General features: G+C 44.4%; 19 protein-coding genes. 11 read left to right on the forward strand and 8 right to left on the reverse strand.

Annotated elements, in window-relative coordinates; translation table 11 throughout:
* Positions 1–6: 6 nt before the first annotated feature.
* From H9L11_RS14435 to H9L11_RS14445, 3 genes are all read left to right on the forward strand, one after another.
* Positions 7–981: a response regulator gene (locus H9L11_RS14435; protein ID WP_033905358.1), complete on the forward strand. Its 975-nt coding sequence runs from the start codon at positions 7–9 to the stop codon at positions 979–981.
* A complete protein-coding gene (locus H9L11_RS14440; protein WP_005389546.1) occupies positions 981–1,943 on the forward strand; it encodes a GGDEF domain-containing protein in 963 nt (320 codons plus the stop codon). Before H9L11_RS14435 ends, H9L11_RS14440 begins: the two co-directional genes overlap by 1 nt.
* 190 nt (positions 1,944–2,133) lie before the next feature.
* Positions 2,134–2,478: a DUF3802 family protein gene (locus tag H9L11_RS14445; protein WP_005377620.1), complete on the forward strand. Its 345-nt coding sequence runs from the start codon at positions 2,134–2,136 to the stop codon at positions 2,476–2,478.
* A 45-nt stretch (positions 2,479–2,523) separates the two neighbouring features.
* On the opposite strand, the gene H9L11_RS14450 is transcribed toward H9L11_RS14445, so the two are convergent.
* A complete protein-coding gene (locus tag H9L11_RS14450; protein WP_025998640.1) occupies positions 2,524–3,018 on the reverse strand; it encodes an NlpC/P60 family protein in 495 nt (164 codons plus the stop codon).
* A 134-nt stretch (positions 3,019–3,152) separates the two neighbouring features.
* Between H9L11_RS14450 and H9L11_RS14455 the strand changes: the two genes are divergently transcribed.
* The 4 genes from H9L11_RS14455 to H9L11_RS14470 all read left to right on the forward strand — a co-directional run bounded on the left by H9L11_RS14455 (position 3,153) and on the right by H9L11_RS14470 (position 6,713).
* The gene (locus tag H9L11_RS14455) at positions 3,153–5,171 is read left to right on the forward strand and encodes a methyl-accepting chemotaxis protein (RefSeq protein WP_005389543.1); all 2,019 of its coding nucleotides are present in this window, start codon (positions 3,153–3,155) and stop codon (positions 5,169–5,171) included.
* A 270-nt stretch (positions 5,172–5,441) separates the two neighbouring features.
* Positions 5,442–5,855, forward strand: coding sequence for an NUDIX domain-containing protein (locus H9L11_RS14460; protein WP_025766662.1), 414 nt, complete (start codon positions 5,442–5,444; stop codon positions 5,853–5,855).
* Positions 5,856–6,065: 210 nt separating this feature from the next.
* A complete protein-coding gene (locus tag H9L11_RS14465; protein ID WP_169628672.1) occupies positions 6,066–6,446 on the forward strand; it encodes a hypothetical protein in 381 nt (126 codons plus the stop codon).
* 48 nt (positions 6,447–6,494) lie between these two features.
* Positions 6,495–6,713: a hypothetical protein gene (locus H9L11_RS14470; protein WP_005389537.1), complete on the forward strand. Its 219-nt coding sequence runs from the start codon at positions 6,495–6,497 to the stop codon at positions 6,711–6,713.
* 103 nt (positions 6,714–6,816) lie between these two features.
* Here the strand turns inward: H9L11_RS14470 and H9L11_RS14475 are convergent, their stop codons facing one another.
* On the reverse strand, positions 6,817–7,632 hold the full coding sequence (locus H9L11_RS14475; protein WP_064376599.1) for a sterol desaturase family protein: 816 nt from the start codon (positions 7,630–7,632) through the stop codon (positions 6,817–6,819).
* A 140-nt stretch (positions 7,633–7,772) separates the two neighbouring features.
* Here H9L11_RS14475 and H9L11_RS14480 point away from each other — a divergent pair, with 140 nt between their 5' ends.
* A complete protein-coding gene (locus tag H9L11_RS14480) occupies positions 7,773–8,522 on the forward strand; it encodes a tRNA-uridine aminocarboxypropyltransferase (protein ID WP_005389532.1) in 750 nt (249 codons plus the stop codon).
* Between the two features lie 175 nt (positions 8,523–8,697).
* Positions 8,698–9,606: an N-acetylglucosamine kinase gene (gene nagK, locus H9L11_RS14485; protein WP_005377586.1), complete on the forward strand. Its 909-nt coding sequence runs from the start codon at positions 8,698–8,700 to the stop codon at positions 9,604–9,606.
* A gap of 185 nt (positions 9,607–9,791) precedes the next feature.
* Here nagK and H9L11_RS14490 read toward each other — a convergent pair whose 3' ends face one another.
* The 6 genes from H9L11_RS14490 to H9L11_RS14515 form a co-directional block, all read right to left on the reverse strand.
* Entirely contained in the window at positions 9,792–10,058 is a 267-nt protein-coding gene (locus tag H9L11_RS14490) for a DUF2960 domain-containing protein (protein ID WP_005377584.1), read from the reverse strand.
* Between the two features lie 74 nt (positions 10,059–10,132).
* Positions 10,133–11,911: a bifunctional molybdopterin-guanine dinucleotide biosynthesis adaptor protein MobB/molybdopterin molybdotransferase MoeA gene (locus tag H9L11_RS14495; protein WP_005389529.1), complete on the reverse strand. Its 1,779-nt coding sequence runs from the start codon at positions 11,909–11,911 to the stop codon at positions 10,133–10,135.
* Positions 11,908–12,495: a molybdenum cofactor guanylyltransferase MobA gene (gene mobA, locus H9L11_RS14500; protein ID WP_005389527.1), complete on the reverse strand. Its 588-nt coding sequence runs from the start codon at positions 12,493–12,495 to the stop codon at positions 11,908–11,910. Before mobA ends, H9L11_RS14495 begins: the two co-directional genes overlap by 4 nt.
* On the reverse strand, positions 12,473–13,192 hold the full coding sequence (locus H9L11_RS14505; protein ID WP_017820675.1) for an energy-coupling factor ABC transporter ATP-binding protein: 720 nt from the start codon (positions 13,190–13,192) through the stop codon (positions 12,473–12,475). Before H9L11_RS14505 ends, mobA begins: the two co-directional genes overlap by 23 nt.
* Before the next feature lie 50 nt (positions 13,193–13,242).
* Entirely contained in the window at positions 13,243–13,941 is a 699-nt protein-coding gene (locus H9L11_RS14510; protein WP_005389524.1) for an ABC transporter permease, read from the reverse strand.
* Positions 13,942–13,947: 6 nt separating this feature from the next.
* Positions 13,948–14,766 (reverse strand): substrate-binding domain-containing protein, encoded by an 819-nt coding sequence (locus H9L11_RS14515; protein WP_005389522.1) that lies wholly within the window; start codon positions 14,764–14,766, stop codon positions 13,948–13,950.
* A 333-nt stretch (positions 14,767–15,099) separates the two neighbouring features.
* On the opposite strand from H9L11_RS14515, the gene H9L11_RS14520 reads away from it, so the two are divergent.
* Together H9L11_RS14520 and H9L11_RS14525 are read left to right on the forward strand one after the other, a co-directional pair.
* A complete protein-coding gene (locus H9L11_RS14520) occupies positions 15,100–16,551 on the forward strand; it encodes a sigma-54 dependent transcriptional regulator (protein WP_064353911.1) in 1,452 nt (483 codons plus the stop codon).
* A complete protein-coding gene (locus tag H9L11_RS14525) occupies positions 16,541–18,580 on the forward strand; it encodes a cache domain-containing protein (protein WP_170897078.1) in 2,040 nt (679 codons plus the stop codon). The genes H9L11_RS14520 and H9L11_RS14525 overlap by 11 nt, the downstream gene beginning before the upstream one ends.
* Positions 18,581–18,645: the final 65 nt, after the last annotated feature.

Below are 18,645 nucleotides of genomic sequence, written 5' to 3' on the forward strand. Positions count from 1 at the left end.
GGTGGCATGAAAATACTGATATGTGATGACTCAGCTGTTGCAAGAAAGCTTATTGCGCGTTCTATCGTACAAGATACATCATTGCATCTTATTGAAGCGCAAGATGGTTATGAGGCGCTTAATATTCTTGCTGAGCAAAATATCGATATTTTGTTTCTCGATTTAACGATGCCCATAATGGATGGTTTTGAGGTCCTCGAATCATTACCTGTTAGTCAGTACGCGACCAAAATCGTCATTATTTCTGGAGATGTTCAACAAGAGGCAAAACAGCGCTGTCTCGATCTTGGTGCTCAAGCTTTTATCGCTAAGCCTCTGACAGAAGAGCAGGTGCTCCCACTATACGAACAATTAGGGCTGCATTATGCGTTCAAACCTAGTCATTCGGTTGATTCTAAAAACCAGGGTTGCGAAGAGCTTTCCTTACTAGCCAAATTCCGTGAAATTGCGAACATTGCCCTTGGTAAAGGGGCTGCGATTATGGCCGACCATTTACATGAGTTCATCCAACTTCCTGTTCCTCATGTTGGACCTTTGTCCTACGGCGAGCTTCATATGACACTGGTTGATGTGGTTGGGCGTGACAGTTCCGTTGCGGTAGCGCAGAGGTTTGTCGGTGGTGGTATTCACGGAGAGGCACTGGTGTGCTTACGTGGTAGGGATATCAATCAGATTGGGGAAAAATTAGGTTACCTCCTTGAGTTTACGCCTCATAATGAAATCATCTTGAATATCTCTAACCTACTGGTTTCGTCATTTCTCACGTCGTTAGGCGATCAACTCGACAAGCAGTTCTCACTTCGTCAGCCAGGCATTGTGGATACCTTAACACCTTATTGTGAAGAGCAAGGCGAGTTGGGCGAGCTCTTTACTATCGAATACACCTACATGGCAGAAGCGCTCGATTTCGAGTGCGAGGTACTGTTTTTAATTGATAAGCCATCCGTAGAAATAATCTATGAAATCATGGAGCTAATCTAATGTCCGATATCACGCTGGACATAGCAGACTTTCATTGGGTCACACAAATTCTCGATACGATGGATTCAGGGCTTATTGTTTTGGATCAAGAGTATAAAGTGTGTGTGTGGAACAGTTTTATGCAGTCATACAGTGGCATTCTATCACAAGAAATTCTTGGTGAATGTTTATTTGAGCATTTTGAAGAGCTGCCAAGAACTTGGCTAGAAACCAAGATAAAAGCTGCCGCCGATCTGGAAACTCGTTCTTTTTCTAGCTGGGAAAACCGACCGTATCTTTTTAAGTTCAACAATTTTTCTCCGGTTTCAAACAGCAGTGATTTTATGTATCAAGATATCGTGATCACGCCGTTAATTGGGCTCTCAGGAGAGGTCAGCCACATAGCGATTCAAGTCAATGATGTTTCTGAAACTGCGAGAAATCGCATTCATTTGAAAGAAACAAATCAACATTTGTCGGAAATCAGTCGCAAAGATGGTTTAACAGGTTTATTTAATCGCGCTTATTGGGAGCAATCATTGAAAGATGAGTTTGCTCACTTAAAAGTTATCGACGGACCATGTTCATTAGTAATATTCGATATCGACCACTTTAAGAAGGTGAATGATACTTATGGTCACCCGACAGGGGACGAAGTCATTCGTCGAACCTCTGCCTTGTTGAGAAAAACAGCAAGAAGCAGTGACATCTGCGGTCGTTTTGGTGGTGAAGAGTTTACGGTACTACTTCCTCACACAAACCAGGAGCAAGCTTGCTATTTCGCAGAGCGTTTGCGCAAAAGAATTGAGCAAGAGATCGTGAAAGTGGAAGATTTTTTGATTAATTACACGATAAGTATTGGTGTTTGCGAGTATAAGCCTTATTTTGAAACTCACACTCAATGGTTAAAGAGTGCCGATGCTGCGCTGTATCGTGCAAAAGAAAATGGTCGTAACCAAACCTGTTTGCATGAAAATGACTGAAATATAAAAAGGTTTGAAGAAACCCTGTATCCGAATTCAGTGAAGCAAAGCTCAATTGTTTGAAAATCATCCAGTTGGTTCGTGAATGTTTGTTAATATGAAATAAGTTAATGAAATTTTCTCGGCATGTCTTACTATTGAAACTATTCTGCTTTCAGCTTCGAAGGCTTGCAATAAACGGAGAAAAACAGTGGTTTTAGAAACCGATGGATATCTCGCTCTTATCGAGCACTTGTCTCTAAATCTAGATATTTTTACGACCGAAATTGGCGACACTGGATCCGAAAGCATCGAAGATGTTGTCACCGATATGGTGGCTTCAAACATCATGGCGATTTTTGAGCAAAATCCAGAACTTCACTCGAGCGTACGCTTCAAATTGTTGAAAGAGGCTGATGCAGTTGTTGAAGATCTTGGTGAGATATTGGCTGGGGTATGGCATAAAAAAGCGACCAATGAACAGATCACGTTCCTTGATGAATACATCGCTCTGGTCAAAAATCTGTTCGATAATGCTGTTGCGACTTACGACTGATATTGTTTTAACTTACAGCAATGTCCGGTTAAAGAGTGAGAGGAGTTACATTGTAACTCTTCTTATTTGCCAAAACTTAGATGCCCAGTATGGGTTGTCGATTCTTGAAATAATCACACCTCTAGACGTCGATGCATGCATGAACTGCTTGTTACCCAAGTAAATTCCGACATGATAAGTTGTACGTCTTGTTTTAAAAAACACTAGATCCCCTTGCTTGGCATCCGTCCAACTTAACTCCACACCTTGCTTTGATTGCTGCTTCGTTGTCCTTGGTAACGAGAGCTGATAAGCCTCAATAAACGCTTTTTGTACAAATGCTGAGCAATCAATTCCAGATTTCTGTGTCCCGCCTAAGCGATAAGGCGTGCCGTGCCACTCTGTGTAAAAGTCGAACAAGTCTGGGTTGTCCGACAATAGCTGATTTGTAGGTGTTGTCACCTGTGCTTGCTCACTAGGCTCAGGCCCAGAAGAGCAGGCGCTTAGTAGCACACTGATTATCAAAGGAAAATATACTCGACGCAAATCACCACCTGTCATCTCTATGACTCACAACTGAAATATTAGTGTCATAACCAATCCATAGTATGGGCTGCAAATCACGGTTTTGTCTCACAAATGTGACGGAATCACTGCAGAACCGATTCAACCTTAAGAAAGAATAAAAATTGATTATGGCAAAGCGAAAACGCTCACGCACATCACTTTCACTGATTCAGGCTGTCAGTGCAACATTTTTAACTATCATTGCTCTTGTTATAGCCCTTTCTGTCTCAAGTTTCAAAGGAATGGAACAGGTAGGGGAACAATTTGAAGACTTGTCGCAAAAAGCGTTACCAATCGCGATGGCAAACGCAAAGTTAACCAGGAATGTATTGGAGATGGTTAAGCTACTCAACCATGGTATGCAGATTACTGAGCCGAAAGAGTTGCCTCTCATAAAAGAGCAAATCGACTCTCTTGCAACTCAAAGCACGACTTTGGTTGTGGAAGCGTCTGGTGTAGCTCAGCAACTCTCGGAGGAGTTAGACACCAAACTAGCGCGTTTACATAACATCACGCAGTCCATTTTGTTGAAGCAATCTTCGGTGATACAAATTCAAATGGATATTGATGCCGCTGTTGGTGGTTTTCGCTATGGGCTTAGCTCTATCGGTCCGGAAATGAATCGAATCAGTTCATTCCTTAGTGCTGATAATCCTGAGTCGAGCGATGCCGCTAACCGTTTCATTGCTTCTGCAAGCTCAATGGAAAGTACGTTCTTAGTCATGATGATGCACTCAGAATTAAACAAAGCCGAAAAAGAATACCGAGAAATGCGAAATCGCATAGCAGGTATTAAACTCGCCTATGAAGACTTCCAATCTTTTCATCCTGAAGTAAGTGAATATGCAAGCTTAACCGCACCATATGAGATGGTGAAACAAGGCTTTAGTGAAAAGGGCGTGCTGCGTTTGATCCTCGCCAAACTAGAACAAGGGGAATTGCAACGTTCAGAGTTTAAACAGGCTTCGATGCTTGCGGATGAAACCATGCGGTTACTTGATCAAATCTCCCAAACCGCTGGTCAGTTGATCGATGAAAAAGAGCGGGTGGTCAACGAGACCATTGAATCGGTGAGCGTTGTGCTCGTGTTTGCGGCGTGTGTGATTTCTTTTATTATTCTGGTTACTTGGTTTAGTCTCAAGTCATGGACAAACCGAGGGTTAAGGAATGTACTAACGCGTCTTTCAGCACTTACCGAACATGATTTTCGTGACAAGGCAGAAGAAGTCGGCCCCTATGAGCTGAAAGAAGTAGCACGAAAGTTGAATCAAGTAATCGATTCCACACATGACTCCATTCAAACGGTGACGCGCAATTGTGAAACGCTTTATCAGACGGCAGAAGTAAGTCACAGTGCAGCCGAACAAACAAGTGATGGGTTGGCAACACAAAATGAAGCGTTGTCGAGTATGATCACGACCATAACGCAGCTTGAAGCCTCTATTCGTGAAATAGCAATGGTGACAAATGCATCTTCACAGGACTCGCTCCTTGCAACCCAACACACTGAAAAAGGGGTTCAAGTCGTGGAACAAAACCGCGAACGTTTGGAGTCATTAGAAAGCTCTTTGGATGTAAATGAACAGTCAATGTTAGAGCTAGACCAGCGTGTTAAACAGATTCGTGAAATGGTGGATATGATCAGTGGGATCGCGGACAACACCAACTTACTTGCTCTCAACGCGGCAATAGAGGCTGCCCGTGCTGGTGAGCAAGGGCGTGGATTTGCGGTTGTCGCTGATGAAGTTCGCAAACTTGCAAGTGATACCTCTCAACAAACGACGAACATCCGAGAAATGATGAGCGAGCTTATTACTGCCGCAGAGCGTTCGCGCCAAGCAGTTAATGATTCAAGAGAAGAAATGACCCACGCGCTACAGTCCAGCAATGAAGTGAAATCGACATTTTCTGATATCAACCTCGCGGTTAAGCACATTCAAGAACGTGTTGAACAAATCTCAGTTGCTACAGAAGAACAAGAACGAGCGACGGCAGATGTATCTCAATCCATCACGCATATTTCTGATCTTGGCGAACGCACAAAGCTGCAGCTTGAGTCTATGGTTGAGAGTTCTGAGCAAGTGGCGGAAATTGCCGGGCACCAGCAAGCAATGCTGCACAAGTATGAGCTTCATCAGACCAAGTAAATGAGATGTTTCCACCGACTAAAAGCAGAACCTCGGTTCTGCTTTTTTGTTACGGCTACCCATTCAATGGCTCCTATTTGCATCGCAAAAGTGAGTTACATCTCATCTCGTTCATTTCTAAAGGGTTTAGTTATCACAACGTGATGTTAATGCTTTGTTCGAGGGACTCGTTGACTAGAATGTCGCCAGAATTCAAAGGAATGAATCATGCAGCTTCACGCGATTTTTTTATATCCAGAGAAAGCTAAAGCCATAAGAAGGAGTGGTTTTGTGATCGATAAAGTTTGCCCCGTCGTTCTACGTAATCAAAATCAAGAGATCCTACTTTTTAAACATCCGTTGGCGGGTGTTCAGCTCGTCAAGGGCACTGTTGAAGTGTTTGATGAAAGTTACATCATAGCGGCCAAGCGGGAGCTCGCTGAGGAGTCTGGTATCACACATGTTCGTTCCGCACGATATTTATGCTCATGGGACAGTGGCTTTCAAAATCAAGCATGGCATTTTGTTTTGTGTGAGTGTGCTGATCTCGCTAATTCATGGCTGTTTCATACGCAAGACGATGGTGGACATGATTTCGCGTTCTTCTGGCACGATGTCGAGAGCGGCCTTCCCGCGAATGCACATACTGTGTTTCAGCGCGGGCTGGAAAAGGTACGAGAGTTGCTAAACCAAGGCGTGATTTAAAGGAGGATTCTGTCGTTGCATTGGCGGATTTGGGACAATGACAAAGCAAACACTATGCTTCTACTAGAAGCAAATAAAGAAGGTAGAGTCGCCGTTACTGTTCTCATCGTGTTGATAATGGCACTGTCGATCTCAAAAATGGCGATGAGATTACAAATGTTTAAGTGACTTCTATATGCTTTGCTCATTCATTCAGATAAGGAAACGGTAATGGATAAATTCGTCTTGTTTCTCTTATGCCTTTTTATGACAGTTGGCGGAGTGGTTCATCTTTATGACAACATTGTTGGTGGCTTTTTACCTTACGATTTTGCGCCACGCTGGTTGAATATGTATTGGAGCGCTTTGGGACTATTGGACTTATTAGCAGCGTATCTATTGGTCAAGCATCGCCGCTCTGGCCTAGTTGTTATGTTATTGATTCTTATAACCAATGTTATCTTTAGTTCCCACGCTCACTATACATTAGAAATATTAGATAACAACGTCGCCCTACAAATGAAGACACTGTTTTTAGGGTTCTCATTTGGGGTATCTATCTGGTTATGGAATGCGCGAAAACATAGTCAATCGCGCCAAATATTTCGTTAATTATTATTTTCACAACACTCGATTAAGGATTGTAAACAGGGACTCGTTATGAACGATTTTAAAGACTTGGCCAGTTTTGCTGGTTTCAGCGTACTGACAGGTTTGAGCTTTGCCACCACTTTCTTCAGCCTTGCTTTTCTATACAGCTCAATAGAAGCACAGCAAGTAATGAACACCAATGCTTTGGCATGTGCAGTGCTTGGTGTTGTTGGTTTATTTGTTGGTATTACTCAGCTAAACAAAAAGCGTCAGCTAGCAGAAAACTAATCTGTTCTTACACATCATGAGGATGAAGTAGTGTTTAACTGGGGTTTAGGCTTGGTCTATTCGTTTTGTTGACATACTTCATCCAACAATATTTTTTCACCCATTACTTCTTCTCTTTATTGTAGCGAAAGGGCTGCGTTAACAGCTTATCTAATCTTTGCTCTTCTTCGTCTCTAATTTCCGGCACACCAATAACAACATCATCATGACCCAACTTAGGCTGAGCTCGGTATGTCCCAAAAAAGCGGTCCCAAACTGAAAGGAAAAAACCAAAGTTTGAGTGGGTCTCTTTTACTATCACTGAATGGTGCACGCGATGCATGTCTGGTGTAACGATGACGTTTCGCAGTTTTTGGTCTTTAGATAAAGCCAGTTTTGCATTACTGTGATTAAACATCGCGCTCGCATTAAGCACAATTTCAAATACCACAATTCCGATAGGTGAAACACCTAAGATAAACACGGCTGCAATTTTTACTCCCATTGAAATGATTATTTCGAAGGGATGAAAGCGTGCACCTGTAGTTACGTCTATGTCGAGATCGGCGTGATGCATTCGGTGAATCTTCCACAGCGGTTTTACATGATGAAAGACAATATGCTGAGCGTAAATGACGAAATCAAGCAAAATGACGGTTAGAAAAATATTTAACCAAGCGGGGAGGGACAGAACATTGAGCAGCCCCCATTGTTGTTCCTGAGCTATGACCGCAGCTTGAAAGGCAGCGATAGGCATGATTAAAGCAATAACTAGGCTGTTAAAAGCGACCAATGACAAGTTATTGACCCAGCGAAACCTGCGCGAAGCGGTCAGTGTTTTTCTAGGCAATTTGTTTTCCCAAATGGCACAAAGCAATAATACGCCAAGGAAAAAGCCTAATCTGAGCCATGAGGGTTCTTGAAATGTCGTTTCTGTCACTGTCATTCCCTTATTTATTTCTTTATCTATGACCGAGATAAGAGTGAAATTATTTCAACACACTGCTGATGGGCTTATCTTGAGGCGAAGCCATAATATCAGTAGAATCGCGCTCTACTTTTTACTTGGCATTACTTACCATGAGAATTCACGCTTTCCACCGTTTATATCAGTACCGACAATCTATCTCAACCAAGCCTTTCAATGCGCGTGGATGTAAAGTGGTTCGTTGCCAATATTGCCAGGTTTCTGAGCAACACTGTTTGTGCGACCTTCAGCCAAACATCAAGGCCAATATTGCATGTATGTTGATTGTTTCTGAAAACGAAGTGTTTAAGCCAAGTAATACCGGTCGTCTAATCGCTGATACGATTCAAGAGACTTACGTGTATCAATGGAACCGAACAGAACCGTCTGAAGAGATGCTCGCGCTACTACAGGATGACAGTTATCAACCGGTGATTGTATTTCCTGCAGACTATGTGGATGATCCCTCTCGTTTAATTGAAGATCTAGAGCCAGGGCGATTGGTAAAAGAAGATGTCGAGAACAAAAAATGGTTGCTGATCTTTATTGATGGTAGCTGGCGTGAGGCACGAAAGATATTCCGTCGTTCTGATTTTCTTAAATCTTTGCCTGTGCTTTCCATTGAGCCGGAATCTCTGTCTGAATACATCATGCGCCGCTCCGAGAATGATCAGCATCTTTCAACCGCCGAAGTCGCGACATTAGTTTTAAAACAAGCTGGTGAGCCTAAAGCTGCGGAATGCCTTCAATTGTGGTTTGAAGCCTTCAGAGAAACTTACATGCTGAGCAAGACTCGAGTCAAAAGCGACCCTAACCAGCCACACTTGAAACGTTTCAAAGAGTGGATGAAAACCGAGAGCTGACTCTAAGGAATGAGCTTTTGTTGATGGTATGTTGTTCAACTGGCTTCGGTGAGGGGATAAATCTGCATTCGGTCACGGTTTGCAGGCGTACAGATATGGATAATGCCATCAGTTTATACTTTTGACTCTAGCCATTTTTGAGAGTCGTTTGAAGCATTTTTTAGGAGAGAAATACATGTATTACGGCTTTGATGTCGGTGGCACTAAAATTGAATTTGGTGCATTTAACGAGAAGCTTGAGCGTGTAGCGACGGAACGTGTACCTACACCAACAGACAACTACGAGCTGCTGGTTGATACCATTGCGGAATTGGTGAATAAATACGATACAGAGTTTGGCTGTGAAGGTACGATTGGTCTTGGCCTACCAGGTATGGAAGACGCCGATGATGCAACGGTACTAACAGTTAACGTTCCTGCGGCAAAAGGCAAACCACTTCGTGCTGATCTAGAAGCTAAAATCGGTCGCAGCGTAAAAATTGAAAACGATGCAAACTGTTTCGCGCTTTCTGAAGCCTGGGACGAAGATCTTCAAGATGAACCATCTGTACTAGGTTTGATCCTTGGTACTGGTTTTGGTGGCGGCTTTATCTACGAAGGCAAAGTATTCTCTGGCCGCAACCACGTAGCGGGTGAGGTGGGTCACACACGTCTTCCTATCGACGCATGGTTCCACCTAGGCGAAAACGCACCATTACTGGGTTGTGGTTGTGGCAACAAAGGCTGTTTAGATAGTTACCTATCTGGTCGTGGTTTCGAGCTTCTTTACGCGCATTACTACGGCGAAGAGAAGAAAGCGATCGACATTATTAAAGCGCACGCAGAGGGTGAGGAGAAAGCAGTAGAGCACGTCGAGCGCTTTATGGAGCTGCTAGCGATCTGCTTTGCAAACCTGTTTACTGCAACAGACCCACACACCGTTGTACTTGGTGGCGGCTTATCTAACTTCGAATTGATTTACGAAGAGATGCCAAAACGCATCCCTAAACACTTATTGTCTGTGGCTAAGTGTCCTAAGATCATCAAAGCAAAACACGGTGATTCAGGTGGTGTACGCGGCGCTGCGTTCTTAAACATCAAGTAATGACTTAAACCTTACTCGATATAAAGTAAGAAGAAATTTAAAGCCCCGTTTAGACTTTCAAGGTTAAACGGGGCTTTTACTTATATACCTAAGTAATTTCGGTATGCTCGGGTATAGATCATGAACAAAAGTAGCATGCATAAAAAACTCACGACGAATCGTGAGTTTTCTGTTTGCAGCTAAGCTTATTTGTTCTTTTTGCCTACGCCCAGGTTTTCTTTTTGAGCTAGGGTGATTTTGCTAAAGCCTAATTTTCTGAAGTAGTTGTCGCGGTAGTTTCGCACCGCTTTAGTGTCAGACACTGCTTCGATTTGTTGCTCCATCTTTAGGAACTCAGTGATATCGATACCTTCGGCTTCTGCAACTGCTTCTTGAATGTTGCGGTGCTGCTGGTATGAGAACGTCAGTTCTTTGTCTTGGTCTTTGTAAGTGTAAAGAATGGTGCGAGCCATAGCTGTCTCTCTGAAAAGGTTTCTGTATTAAACAAAAAGGCCAGACTCGCTGACCTTTGAATTTCTAGTTTGAGCTAGATTCTGCCTTGAAGTGGGATAATTGTCACGCTTTCTCCCGCTTTTACTGTATCAATAGCTGGGGAGATTTCGATCAAACAGTTCGCCTCACTCATTGAACGCAGAATACCAGAACCTTGCTTGCCTGTTGTACGAACGGTTAAACGGCCAGTTTCATCCAGCTCATAGACGCCACGGCTAAACTCGGTACGACCTTGGCGAGAGCGAAGATTCTCAGTCGCGATGGCATTCACTTTCAGAGGGTTCCAGCCTTGTTCGCCTTGCATCTTACGCAGTGCAGGCTCAACAAAGTTGATGAATGAAACCATCACTGCCACAGGGTTGCCCGGCAGACCAAAGAACGGCTTGTTGTTGATTTGACCAAACGCTAATGGACGTCCCGGACGCATGTTGATTCGCCAAAAATCTATTTGACCAAGTTTATCCAAGGCAAGTTTGATGTAATCCGCATCACCAACAGATACGCCACCAGAAGTCATAACCACGTCCGCTTGCGCCGATGCGTTTTCCAACGCTTCAATCATTAACTGTTCGTTGTCTTCCAGAATACCGAAATCCAAGATCTCGCAGCCGAGCTTTTCAAGCATGCCCATGATGGTAAAACGGTTGGAATCGTAGATAGAATTCGCTTTTTGCTCTGTTCCCGGCGCTTGTACTTCGTCACCGGTGGAGAACACGGCAACTTTCAATTTTCGGAATACATTCGCTTCACCAAAGCCAAGCGAAGCGATCATGCCCATTTCTGGAGAGGCGAGGCGAGTGCCTGCGGTAAAGACGTCACTGCCGATAGCGAGATCTTCACCTGCTTGACGAACGTTTTGGCCTGCTTTGATATTCGCACCGTTAAAAGTGACCTTGTCACCTTCTTGAATGGCTTGCTCACGCATGACCACTGTATCGCCGTTACGTGGTGTTGGTGCGCCAGTCATGATCTTCACCGCTTGACCAACGTCCAGAGGTTGATCGTAAGCATGGCCCGCCATCACTTCAGCAACCACTTGGTAGCTATCACGGTCAACATCATCACTGCGGATGGCATAACCGTCCATCGCGGAGTTGGTGTATTGCGGCACATTTACTAGTGAAACGATATGTTCCGCAAGAACGCGGCTATAGGCGTTTTCAATCTTGCATGCTTCTATTTCCGAAACCGTGTTCACCAAAGAAAGGATTTTCTCTTGGCCTTGAACCACAGAAAGGAAAGCAGGAGAAAGGGTATCGCAACATGCGGCTTCTTTCTCTTTATTTTTTGGTGCTTTCGCTTCTTGAACATACTGAATAACGAACTGAGCAATCGCTTCAAGATCATTGATGTTCATTTGTGGCAGTTCAGAGTCCAACTCGCCGCCGTCTGAAGCGATAGCGATGATGTTTTCATCGTTTGGATAAAGCCAAGGCTTGCCGACTTCTTCACGGTGCAATTCGATTTTAGGAAACGCGATGTTTTTGCAGCCTTCGACCAAAACCACATCAAGCATGTCTTCATCAAAACGTGTTAATAGGTATTCAAACTCCGCTTCGGCTTCTGGCGTTTCTGTCATTAACGCAAAACGGTTGCGAGAAGCAATCAGCATTTGAGATGCGCCAGCTTTGCGTAAACGGTAGCTGTCTTTACCCGGCTTATCGACATCGAAGTTGTGGTGCGCATGTTTTAGCATGCCAATGCGTAAACCTGCTTCGGTCAGCTTTGGCAATAGGGCTTCAAGTAGCGTGGTTTTGCCTGTGCCTGAATAAGCTGCAAAACCAAGAATAGGAATGTTTAGCGTGTGTTTCATGATTCTAATTGTCCAAATTGCGCCAGTTCTTCCGGAGTGTTCAAGTTGACGAAACAGTTTGGTGAGTCGCTAAAGTCAACGTAACTGGTGTTGCACTCTTTGTAGAGCAGAATGATTTTGCGGTCGCCACGTTCTAAAAACGCGGTGAGTTTTGGCAGTACGCGCTTGTGGTAGAGCGTAAAAACAGGTTGCTGATGGTCACCATCATGCGCGACCAAAATATCGCTGTCTTCTTTGACGGCCTGGCAGAAACGCTCGACAAGGTCGGTGTTAATTTGTGGACTATCGCAAGGTACAAATCCGACCCAGTCGGTTTCAGAATGCATCAAACCCGCGTGAATACCGCCCATAGGCCCAGGGAAATCTTTGAATTGATCACTAAATACGAAACCAAATTTGCTGTACGCATCTTGGTTTCGGTTGGCATTAATTAAAATGCGTGGAGTTTGTGGAGATAAACGTTCAATAACGTGTTCGATGAGTGGCTTCTGATTTAACTCAATCAGACCTTTATCTTTTCCACCCATACGGCTGGCTTGGCCACCAGCCAAAATGACCCAACTAGTTTGTGTTGGTTGAAGCATATGCATTCTCTTGGGATGTTTCTTTTGGTATGACATACAACAGAGGAGACTCTATCAAAGTCTTGTCTTTAATCCACCACTGTTTTTTACATAAGTCGGTCAGTGCGTTGGCCTGATGGCTTGTCACCACGATACTGGAACCACGATCCAAAAGATCTTTCGCCATCACTACCAATCGTTCAATGGATTCTTGGTCTAAAGACGCACTTGGCTCATCCATCAATAAAATCGACGGTTTTAAAATCCAAGCCCTTGCCATGGCAACGCGCTGTTTTTCACCGCCGGACAACACGGAAATATGTTCGTCCGCTAAGGTTTCTAAACCTACCATGCGCAGCGCGTGAATAACTTGAGCTCGCTTATCTTTTTGCGTGTCTTGTTGATATTTCACTCCATAGACTACGTTTTCATATACAGTGCCGTCAAAAAGGTAAGGGGATTGATGGAGATAAATCACATCGACACGACCATTGCGACACGTCAGTCTTTTCAGCCACGTATCTTTTGGCGCAACAACATCGCCAGTAGAGGGTTTGAGCAAGCCAGCAAGGATTTTGAGTAGGGTAGTTTTGCCCACACCATTGTCACCCTTGAGATAAATGGCATCATTTGGGCCGATGGCTAACTCAGGGATGTGGAAAAGCACACGCTCTTTAAAGCGCATGGATAACTGTTCGGCGGTGATTTTTATAGTCATAATTCGCCTCGACATGGGGTTAATGGTGAGTCGTTTGTTTGCTTCATGTTCTATGTTCTGAGGTAGCCTTTGCCTCTCATGCTTGATAAGAAGAAGTTTAGAGCCAACGCTAAAGATAGTAATACAATTCCTAATGCAACTCCTTGCGCAAAAGCACCTTTACTGCTTTCCATTGCGATAGCCGTGGGAATATTTCGCGTCACGCCCATAATGTTCCCACCAACCATCATTGAGCAGCCCACCTCGGTCACGATACGTGAAAACCCTGCAATGATAGCCGCAAGTAGAGGAAAGCGGGTTTCCCAAATCATCGTAGCTGCCAAGCGCGGAATGGAGACGCCCAGCGTGATGGCAGTTTCCACTGCACGACGGTCGCTAGATTGTAATGCACCATGCATCATCGATACCAAAACAGGGAAGCAGATCACCATTTGGCCGAAGATCATTGCCTTCTGAGTGAACAGCATTTGCCAGTCTCCCCAAGGGCCAGCACGCGACAGCAACATGTACAGCAACAGGCCAATCACCACGGTAGGGACCGCTTGCAGCGTATTTACGATCGACAACAAAAACCATTTACCGCGAAAGTCGGTATACGCCAGTACAAAGGACATCAAAATAGCCGGCAATACCACTAGGGATATTGCCGTGATAGAAACACTAAAGGAGACCGCAACGATCTCCCATAGGTCTGCATCAAAATTTACCAGTAAGCGAAGCGCTTCCAGTGTTGTATCAGCAAGATTCATATTGCGTTATTTGCTCTCAGCATTCGCAACAAACAGTTGTTTACCGTTTAGGCGGAAACCATTGATAAGTTCCTGTCCGCGAGGGTTCACCAACCAATCACTGAAAGCTTTCGCGCCTTGGTAGTTGATTGTTGGGTAACGCTCAGGGTTAACAAGAATAACTTGGTACGGGTTAAACAGTTTTTCATCGCCTTGGAACAGAATTTCTAGATCCAATTTGTTTTGGTAAGCCAGCCATGTGCCGCGATCCGTCATGGTGTAGCCTTGCATTTCAGACGCCATGTTTAGAGTTGGGCCCATACCTTGACCTACGCTACGGTAGCCACCAAAGTTCGGTTCGATTTTAGTTTGAGCCCAGAAGCCCATTTCTTTTTTGTGCGTACCAGAATCATCGCCGCGAGAGATGAACGTTGCGTTTTTGTTTGCGATCTCTTTGAATACATCTAACACGCCTTCGTCATTTTTGATTGTTGCTGGGTCAGCTTTCGGGCCTACAATCACAAAGTCGTTGTACATTAGCTTGCGAGGTAAAACGCCGTAGCCTTTCTCAACAAATGCGCCTTCAGCTTTTGGTGCATGTGTCATCACCAAATCTACGTCACCGTTTTCGCCCATTTTTAAGGCTTTACCCGTACCTGCAGCAATAACATCGACTTTGTAGCCCGTGTCTTTTTCAAATTGTGGAAGCAGGTAATCAAGTAAACCTGAATGGTAAGTACTGGTTGTGGTTGCAAGGCGAACATGTTCTCCGTCTTGAGCAGAAAACGCAGAGTAACTTACAAGCGTGATAGACGTTGCAGCCAGAGTTAGCGCAATTTTTTTCATTTTTATGTGTTCCTTTCCAATGATTCTTTGGAATCTCCCAGGTTTTAGGGAGAAGCCTTTTTGGACGAGAGCGATTAGCGTAATACGCAAGTTGTCTTAGGGTGTTGGAATAAGCAAACATCAACATCCTGAGATCACTTAAATGCGCTCCGTATCCACCTTATAGCAAACAAGATGCCAACCTTTTACAAGCTTAAAGTGCTTGGTTTATGCACTAAATCATGGGGTTATTTGCATAAAAGTTTGCGTTGGTACAAAATGTCGCACTTTTTGTAGGGTATCTCTGTTTAAACTTGGTACACTCTGTCCCATCGAAATCCATCTGGGGTAAATATGTCTACTCAATCCCATCTTAGTACAAACCAACAATATAGCGCCTTTTCCGTACTGGTCGTCGATGATGAATTAGGCATGCAAGCCATCTTGAAAAAGGCATTGGGTAAGCTTTTTTCACATGTCGATACAGCTGGTAGCATCGAAGAAGCAGAACAACTGCGTAATTCTCGACATTATGATCTGATCTTACTGGATATTAATCTGCCAGGGCGTTCTGGAATTGAGTGGGAAGAAGCGTTTGAAGATGATGACAAACGTGCCGATGTGATTTTTATGACGGGTTATGCGGATTTAGAAATTGCCATTCGAGCGCTACAGCTCGGTGCTTCCGACTTTATCCTCAAACCATTCAACCTTGAGCAGATGTTAAAAGCGGTCAGTCGCTGTATGGATCGCCGTTTGAACGAACGCATGCAGTACGCCATGACACGCGATTACCAACGTCACAATACCTCAGAGATCATCGGCGGCTCAGAAAAAACGCGTCTGCTTAAGCAACTTATTAACCAATTTGCACCATCACGCGCTTCTGTTTTGGTTGAAGGTGAGTCGGGTACGGGTAAAGAGCTAGTTGCACGAGGTATTCACCAGGCGAGTGGGAGAACGGGCCCGTTTGTGCCAATCAACTGCGGTGCGATTGCACCAGAGCTTTTAGAAAGTGAGTTGTTTGGTCATACATCGGGCGCGTTTACCGGTGCAAAAAAATCGCGTGAAGGTTTGTTCCGTGTTGCGAACGGTGGCACCTTATTTCTTGACGAAATCGGGGAGATGCCACTTGCAATGCAGGCATCATTATTGCGTGTGTTAGAGCAGCGTACGATTCGCCCTGTCGGTTCAGAAAGAGAGATCAGTATTGATGTCCGTATCGTAGCGGCAACCAACCGAAACCTGCAAGAAGAGGTCAATCAAGGTAATTTCCGCAGTGACCTCTATTACCGTTTAAACGTTCTGAAAATTGAAGTGTGTCCGCTACGAGAGCGCAAAACCGACTTATTTGAGTTGGTGCCATTTTTCAGCAATATGCTGACGCGCGAGCTCGGTATGCCTGCGCCCAAATGGGCTCACGAGGATATGGAAGCCATGAGTGAGTACGATTGGCCGGGAAACATTCGTGAGCTGAAAAACTTGATTGAGCGTTGTATCTTGCTTGGCAAACCACCTGCACACTATTGGCGAGAGCTGAATGGCGGGCATTCACTGCCTAATGTATCGATTACTGTTTCTCACTCTGCTGAGTTACCAACCTTTAGAGAAGGCAAAGAATTTACTGGCGAAGGCTATCCAAACAGCTGGACGTTAAAAGAAGTCGAGAAAGCACATATTAAACAAGTCGTTAACTTGCATGAAGGCAATAAGTCTGCTGCTGCTCGTGACTTGGGCGTAGCTCGCAAGACCTTAGAACGTAAGTACAAAGAATGGGATTCTGAGGGTGAGGAATATGCCGACTAACGGCCCACAGCACAAAGGATTGTCAAAATGGACGCACCGTTTTAAAACCATGGTGCGTTATCGCTTGTTATTCTTAACCTCTGCGCCGATTTTCCTCACATTGTTAGCTCTGATCGGCATTACCATTTATTGGTCTATTCATTACACGTGGCAAAATGCGCTGCTTGATGTCTCGGAACGTCTTGGTGTTGCAAATAACAGTGTAACGTTGTTACAGCAAAAGCAAGCCAATTACGTGCGGGCGTTTGCCGATTCGTACGATTTCCGTATTCGCATTAATCAAGGAACGCCACAAGGTGACCTGCAAAAGTGGGTCACAGAGCAGAAGAAAAGATATGCTTTAGATTTTCTCTCTTTCCAACGCGTTAATTCCATGGAAAACAAATTCCGCTTTATGGATCTCACCAAGCGCGAATCGTTTTTTGATGTACTCAATAAAGAAGAACTCGAACGCCTCGATCCTGAACTCGCCAAACGAGCAGAAGTGCCTATTCTTGCTGATGGTGACAGGGAGGCGCGTGGGTTAGTCAGTCGAACCGTGATTCCGGTATACAGCCAAGCGAACGATTTGATCGGCTTTCTGGATGGTGGTTTGCTCCTTAACAATAGTACAGTGCTGGTGGATCAAATCCGCGATCTCATTTACTTAAGTGATAATGACCGCCTTCGCCCTGTGGGTACGTTGACGGTATTTCTCGATGATTTGCGTGTGAGCACCAACGTTCCTCTAGACAGCGATCATAGACTAGGGCGCGCCATAGGCACTCGCGTGAGCGCAGAAGTGTATAACCAAGTACTTTCGAAGGGTGAACAGTGGGTTGACCGAGCATATGTGTATGACGCTTGGTATATTACGGCGTATCAACCGATCAAAGACCAATACGACAACGTCATTGGTATGCTTTATACCGGTTACCTAATGTGGCCATTCGTTAAAGCCTACATGACCAACATTGCCGAAATCAGCTTGATTACGGTTATGTTATTGCTGGTTTCTGGCGTGATGGTATATCGCGGTTCTTATGATCTGTTTCGACCGATCGAACGCATTCACAAAGTGGTGAAGCAGGTCCAACAAGGTAAAGAAAAACGGATTGGCCCGTTAGGATTAGATGCCGATCATGAACTTGCGCAGTTAGCCAGACAGTTTGATGATATGTTAGACGCGCTAGAAGAGCGCAAAATTGAACTGAAAAACTCCGCAGCTCAACTTGAATGCAAAGTTCAAGAGCGTACGGCAAGCCTGAGAGAAAAAACCCAAGATCTTGAGCTGCATATTCAATTGCTTAACCAAACTCGCGACAAACTCGTTGTTCATGAAAAACTGGCAGCATTGGGAGAACTCACCGCGGGGATTGCTCACGAAATTAATAACCCAACCGCCGTGATTCTTGGCAACGTAGAATTGATCCATTTTGAATTGGGTGACGATGCAAGTCGAGTACAAGAAGAGATTGATGCGATTCACGCGCAAATTGATCGTATCCGCAATATCACACGCAGTTTATTGCAATACAGTCGCCAAGGCGGTGTTCAAGATGAAATCACTTGGCAACATGTCAATCCTATCATTGATGAAAGCATCACCTTGGTTAAAACTGGCACCAAGAAACGCGACGTTGAGTTTGTGACTGACCTACAAGCGCATACGTCCGTTGAGATAAACCGTCACCACTTGCTACAAATCTTAGTTAATTTGCAAATGAACGCCATTCACGCAATGAGCGGTAAAGGCATGTTAACAGTAGTCAGTGAAGACTGGATTGACGAGGGCGAAGTGAAAGGAGCCGCGATTCATGTTATCGATGAGGGCTGCGGTATTAAACCAGAAAACTTGAGTCGAATCTTCTCGCCATTTTACACAACGAAACGAGAAGGCACAGGGTTAGGGCTATCGGTCTCCCAAAGTATTCTCAGCCAAACGGGTGGTGAGTTAAAAGCAGAGTCTGAATGGGGAAAAGGCAGTAAATTCAGTATTTATTTACCTAAAAAAGCCGAACTGATCCTAGAGGTGACGAACATCGCTTAGTCACTTTTTTGAAGTATTAATGGAAAAAGAGCCACTGACGATAGTGGCTCTTTTTTGTATTTGAT

This window comes from Vibrio sp. sp1, from assembly GCF_016920955.1.
GTDB classification, from domain to species: Bacteria; Pseudomonadota; Gammaproteobacteria; order Enterobacterales; family Vibrionaceae; genus Vibrio; species Vibrio alginolyticus.

What these genes read in the sequence shown, in the direction of transcription:
- H9L11_RS14505 (WP_017820675.1), bottom strand. Translation starts at nt 13,192, where the DNA reads ATGACTATAAAAATCACCGCCGAACAGTTATCCATGCGCTTTAAAGAG.
- H9L11_RS14520 (WP_064353911.1), top strand. Translation starts at nt 15,100, where the DNA reads ATGTCTACTCAATCCCATCTTAGTACAAACCAACAATATAGCGCCTTT.
- H9L11_RS14465 (WP_169628672.1), top strand. Translation starts at nt 6,066, where the DNA reads ATGGATAAATTCGTCTTGTTTCTCTTATGCCTTTTTATGACAGTTGGC.
- nagK (WP_005377586.1), top strand. Translation starts at nt 8,698, where the DNA reads ATGTATTACGGCTTTGATGTCGGTGGCACTAAAATTGAATTTGGTGCA.
- H9L11_RS14525 (WP_170897078.1), top strand. Translation starts at nt 16,541, where the DNA reads ATGCCGACTAACGGCCCACAGCACAAAGGATTGTCAAAATGGACGCAC.
- H9L11_RS14435 (WP_033905358.1), top strand. Translation starts at nt 7, where the DNA reads ATGAAAATACTGATATGTGATGACTCAGCTGTTGCAAGAAAGCTTATT.
- H9L11_RS14510 (WP_005389524.1), bottom strand. Translation starts at nt 13,941, where the DNA reads ATGAATCTTGCTGATACAACACTGGAAGCGCTTCGCTTACTGGTAAAT.
- H9L11_RS14470 (WP_005389537.1), top strand. Translation starts at nt 6,495, where the DNA reads ATGAACGATTTTAAAGACTTGGCCAGTTTTGCTGGTTTCAGCGTACTG.
- H9L11_RS14450 (WP_025998640.1), bottom strand. Translation starts at nt 3,018, where the DNA reads ATGACAGGTGGTGATTTGCGTCGAGTATATTTTCCTTTGATAATCAGT.
- H9L11_RS14495 (WP_005389529.1), bottom strand. Translation starts at nt 11,911, where the DNA reads ATGAAACACACGCTAAACATTCCTATTCTTGGTTTTGCAGCTTATTCA.
- H9L11_RS14480 (WP_005389532.1), top strand. Translation starts at nt 7,773, where the DNA reads ATGAGAATTCACGCTTTCCACCGTTTATATCAGTACCGACAATCTATC.
- H9L11_RS14440 (WP_005389546.1), top strand. Translation starts at nt 981, where the DNA reads ATGTCCGATATCACGCTGGACATAGCAGACTTTCATTGGGTCACACAA.
- H9L11_RS14455 (WP_005389543.1), top strand. Translation starts at nt 3,153, where the DNA reads ATGGCAAAGCGAAAACGCTCACGCACATCACTTTCACTGATTCAGGCT.
- H9L11_RS14515 (WP_005389522.1), bottom strand. Translation starts at nt 14,766, where the DNA reads ATGAAAAAAATTGCGCTAACTCTGGCTGCAACGTCTATCACGCTTGTA.
- H9L11_RS14490 (WP_005377584.1), bottom strand. Translation starts at nt 10,058, where the DNA reads ATGGCTCGCACCATTCTTTACACTTACAAAGACCAAGACAAAGAACTG.
- mobA (WP_005389527.1), bottom strand. Translation starts at nt 12,495, where the DNA reads ATGCTTCAACCAACACAAACTAGTTGGGTCATTTTGGCTGGTGGCCAA.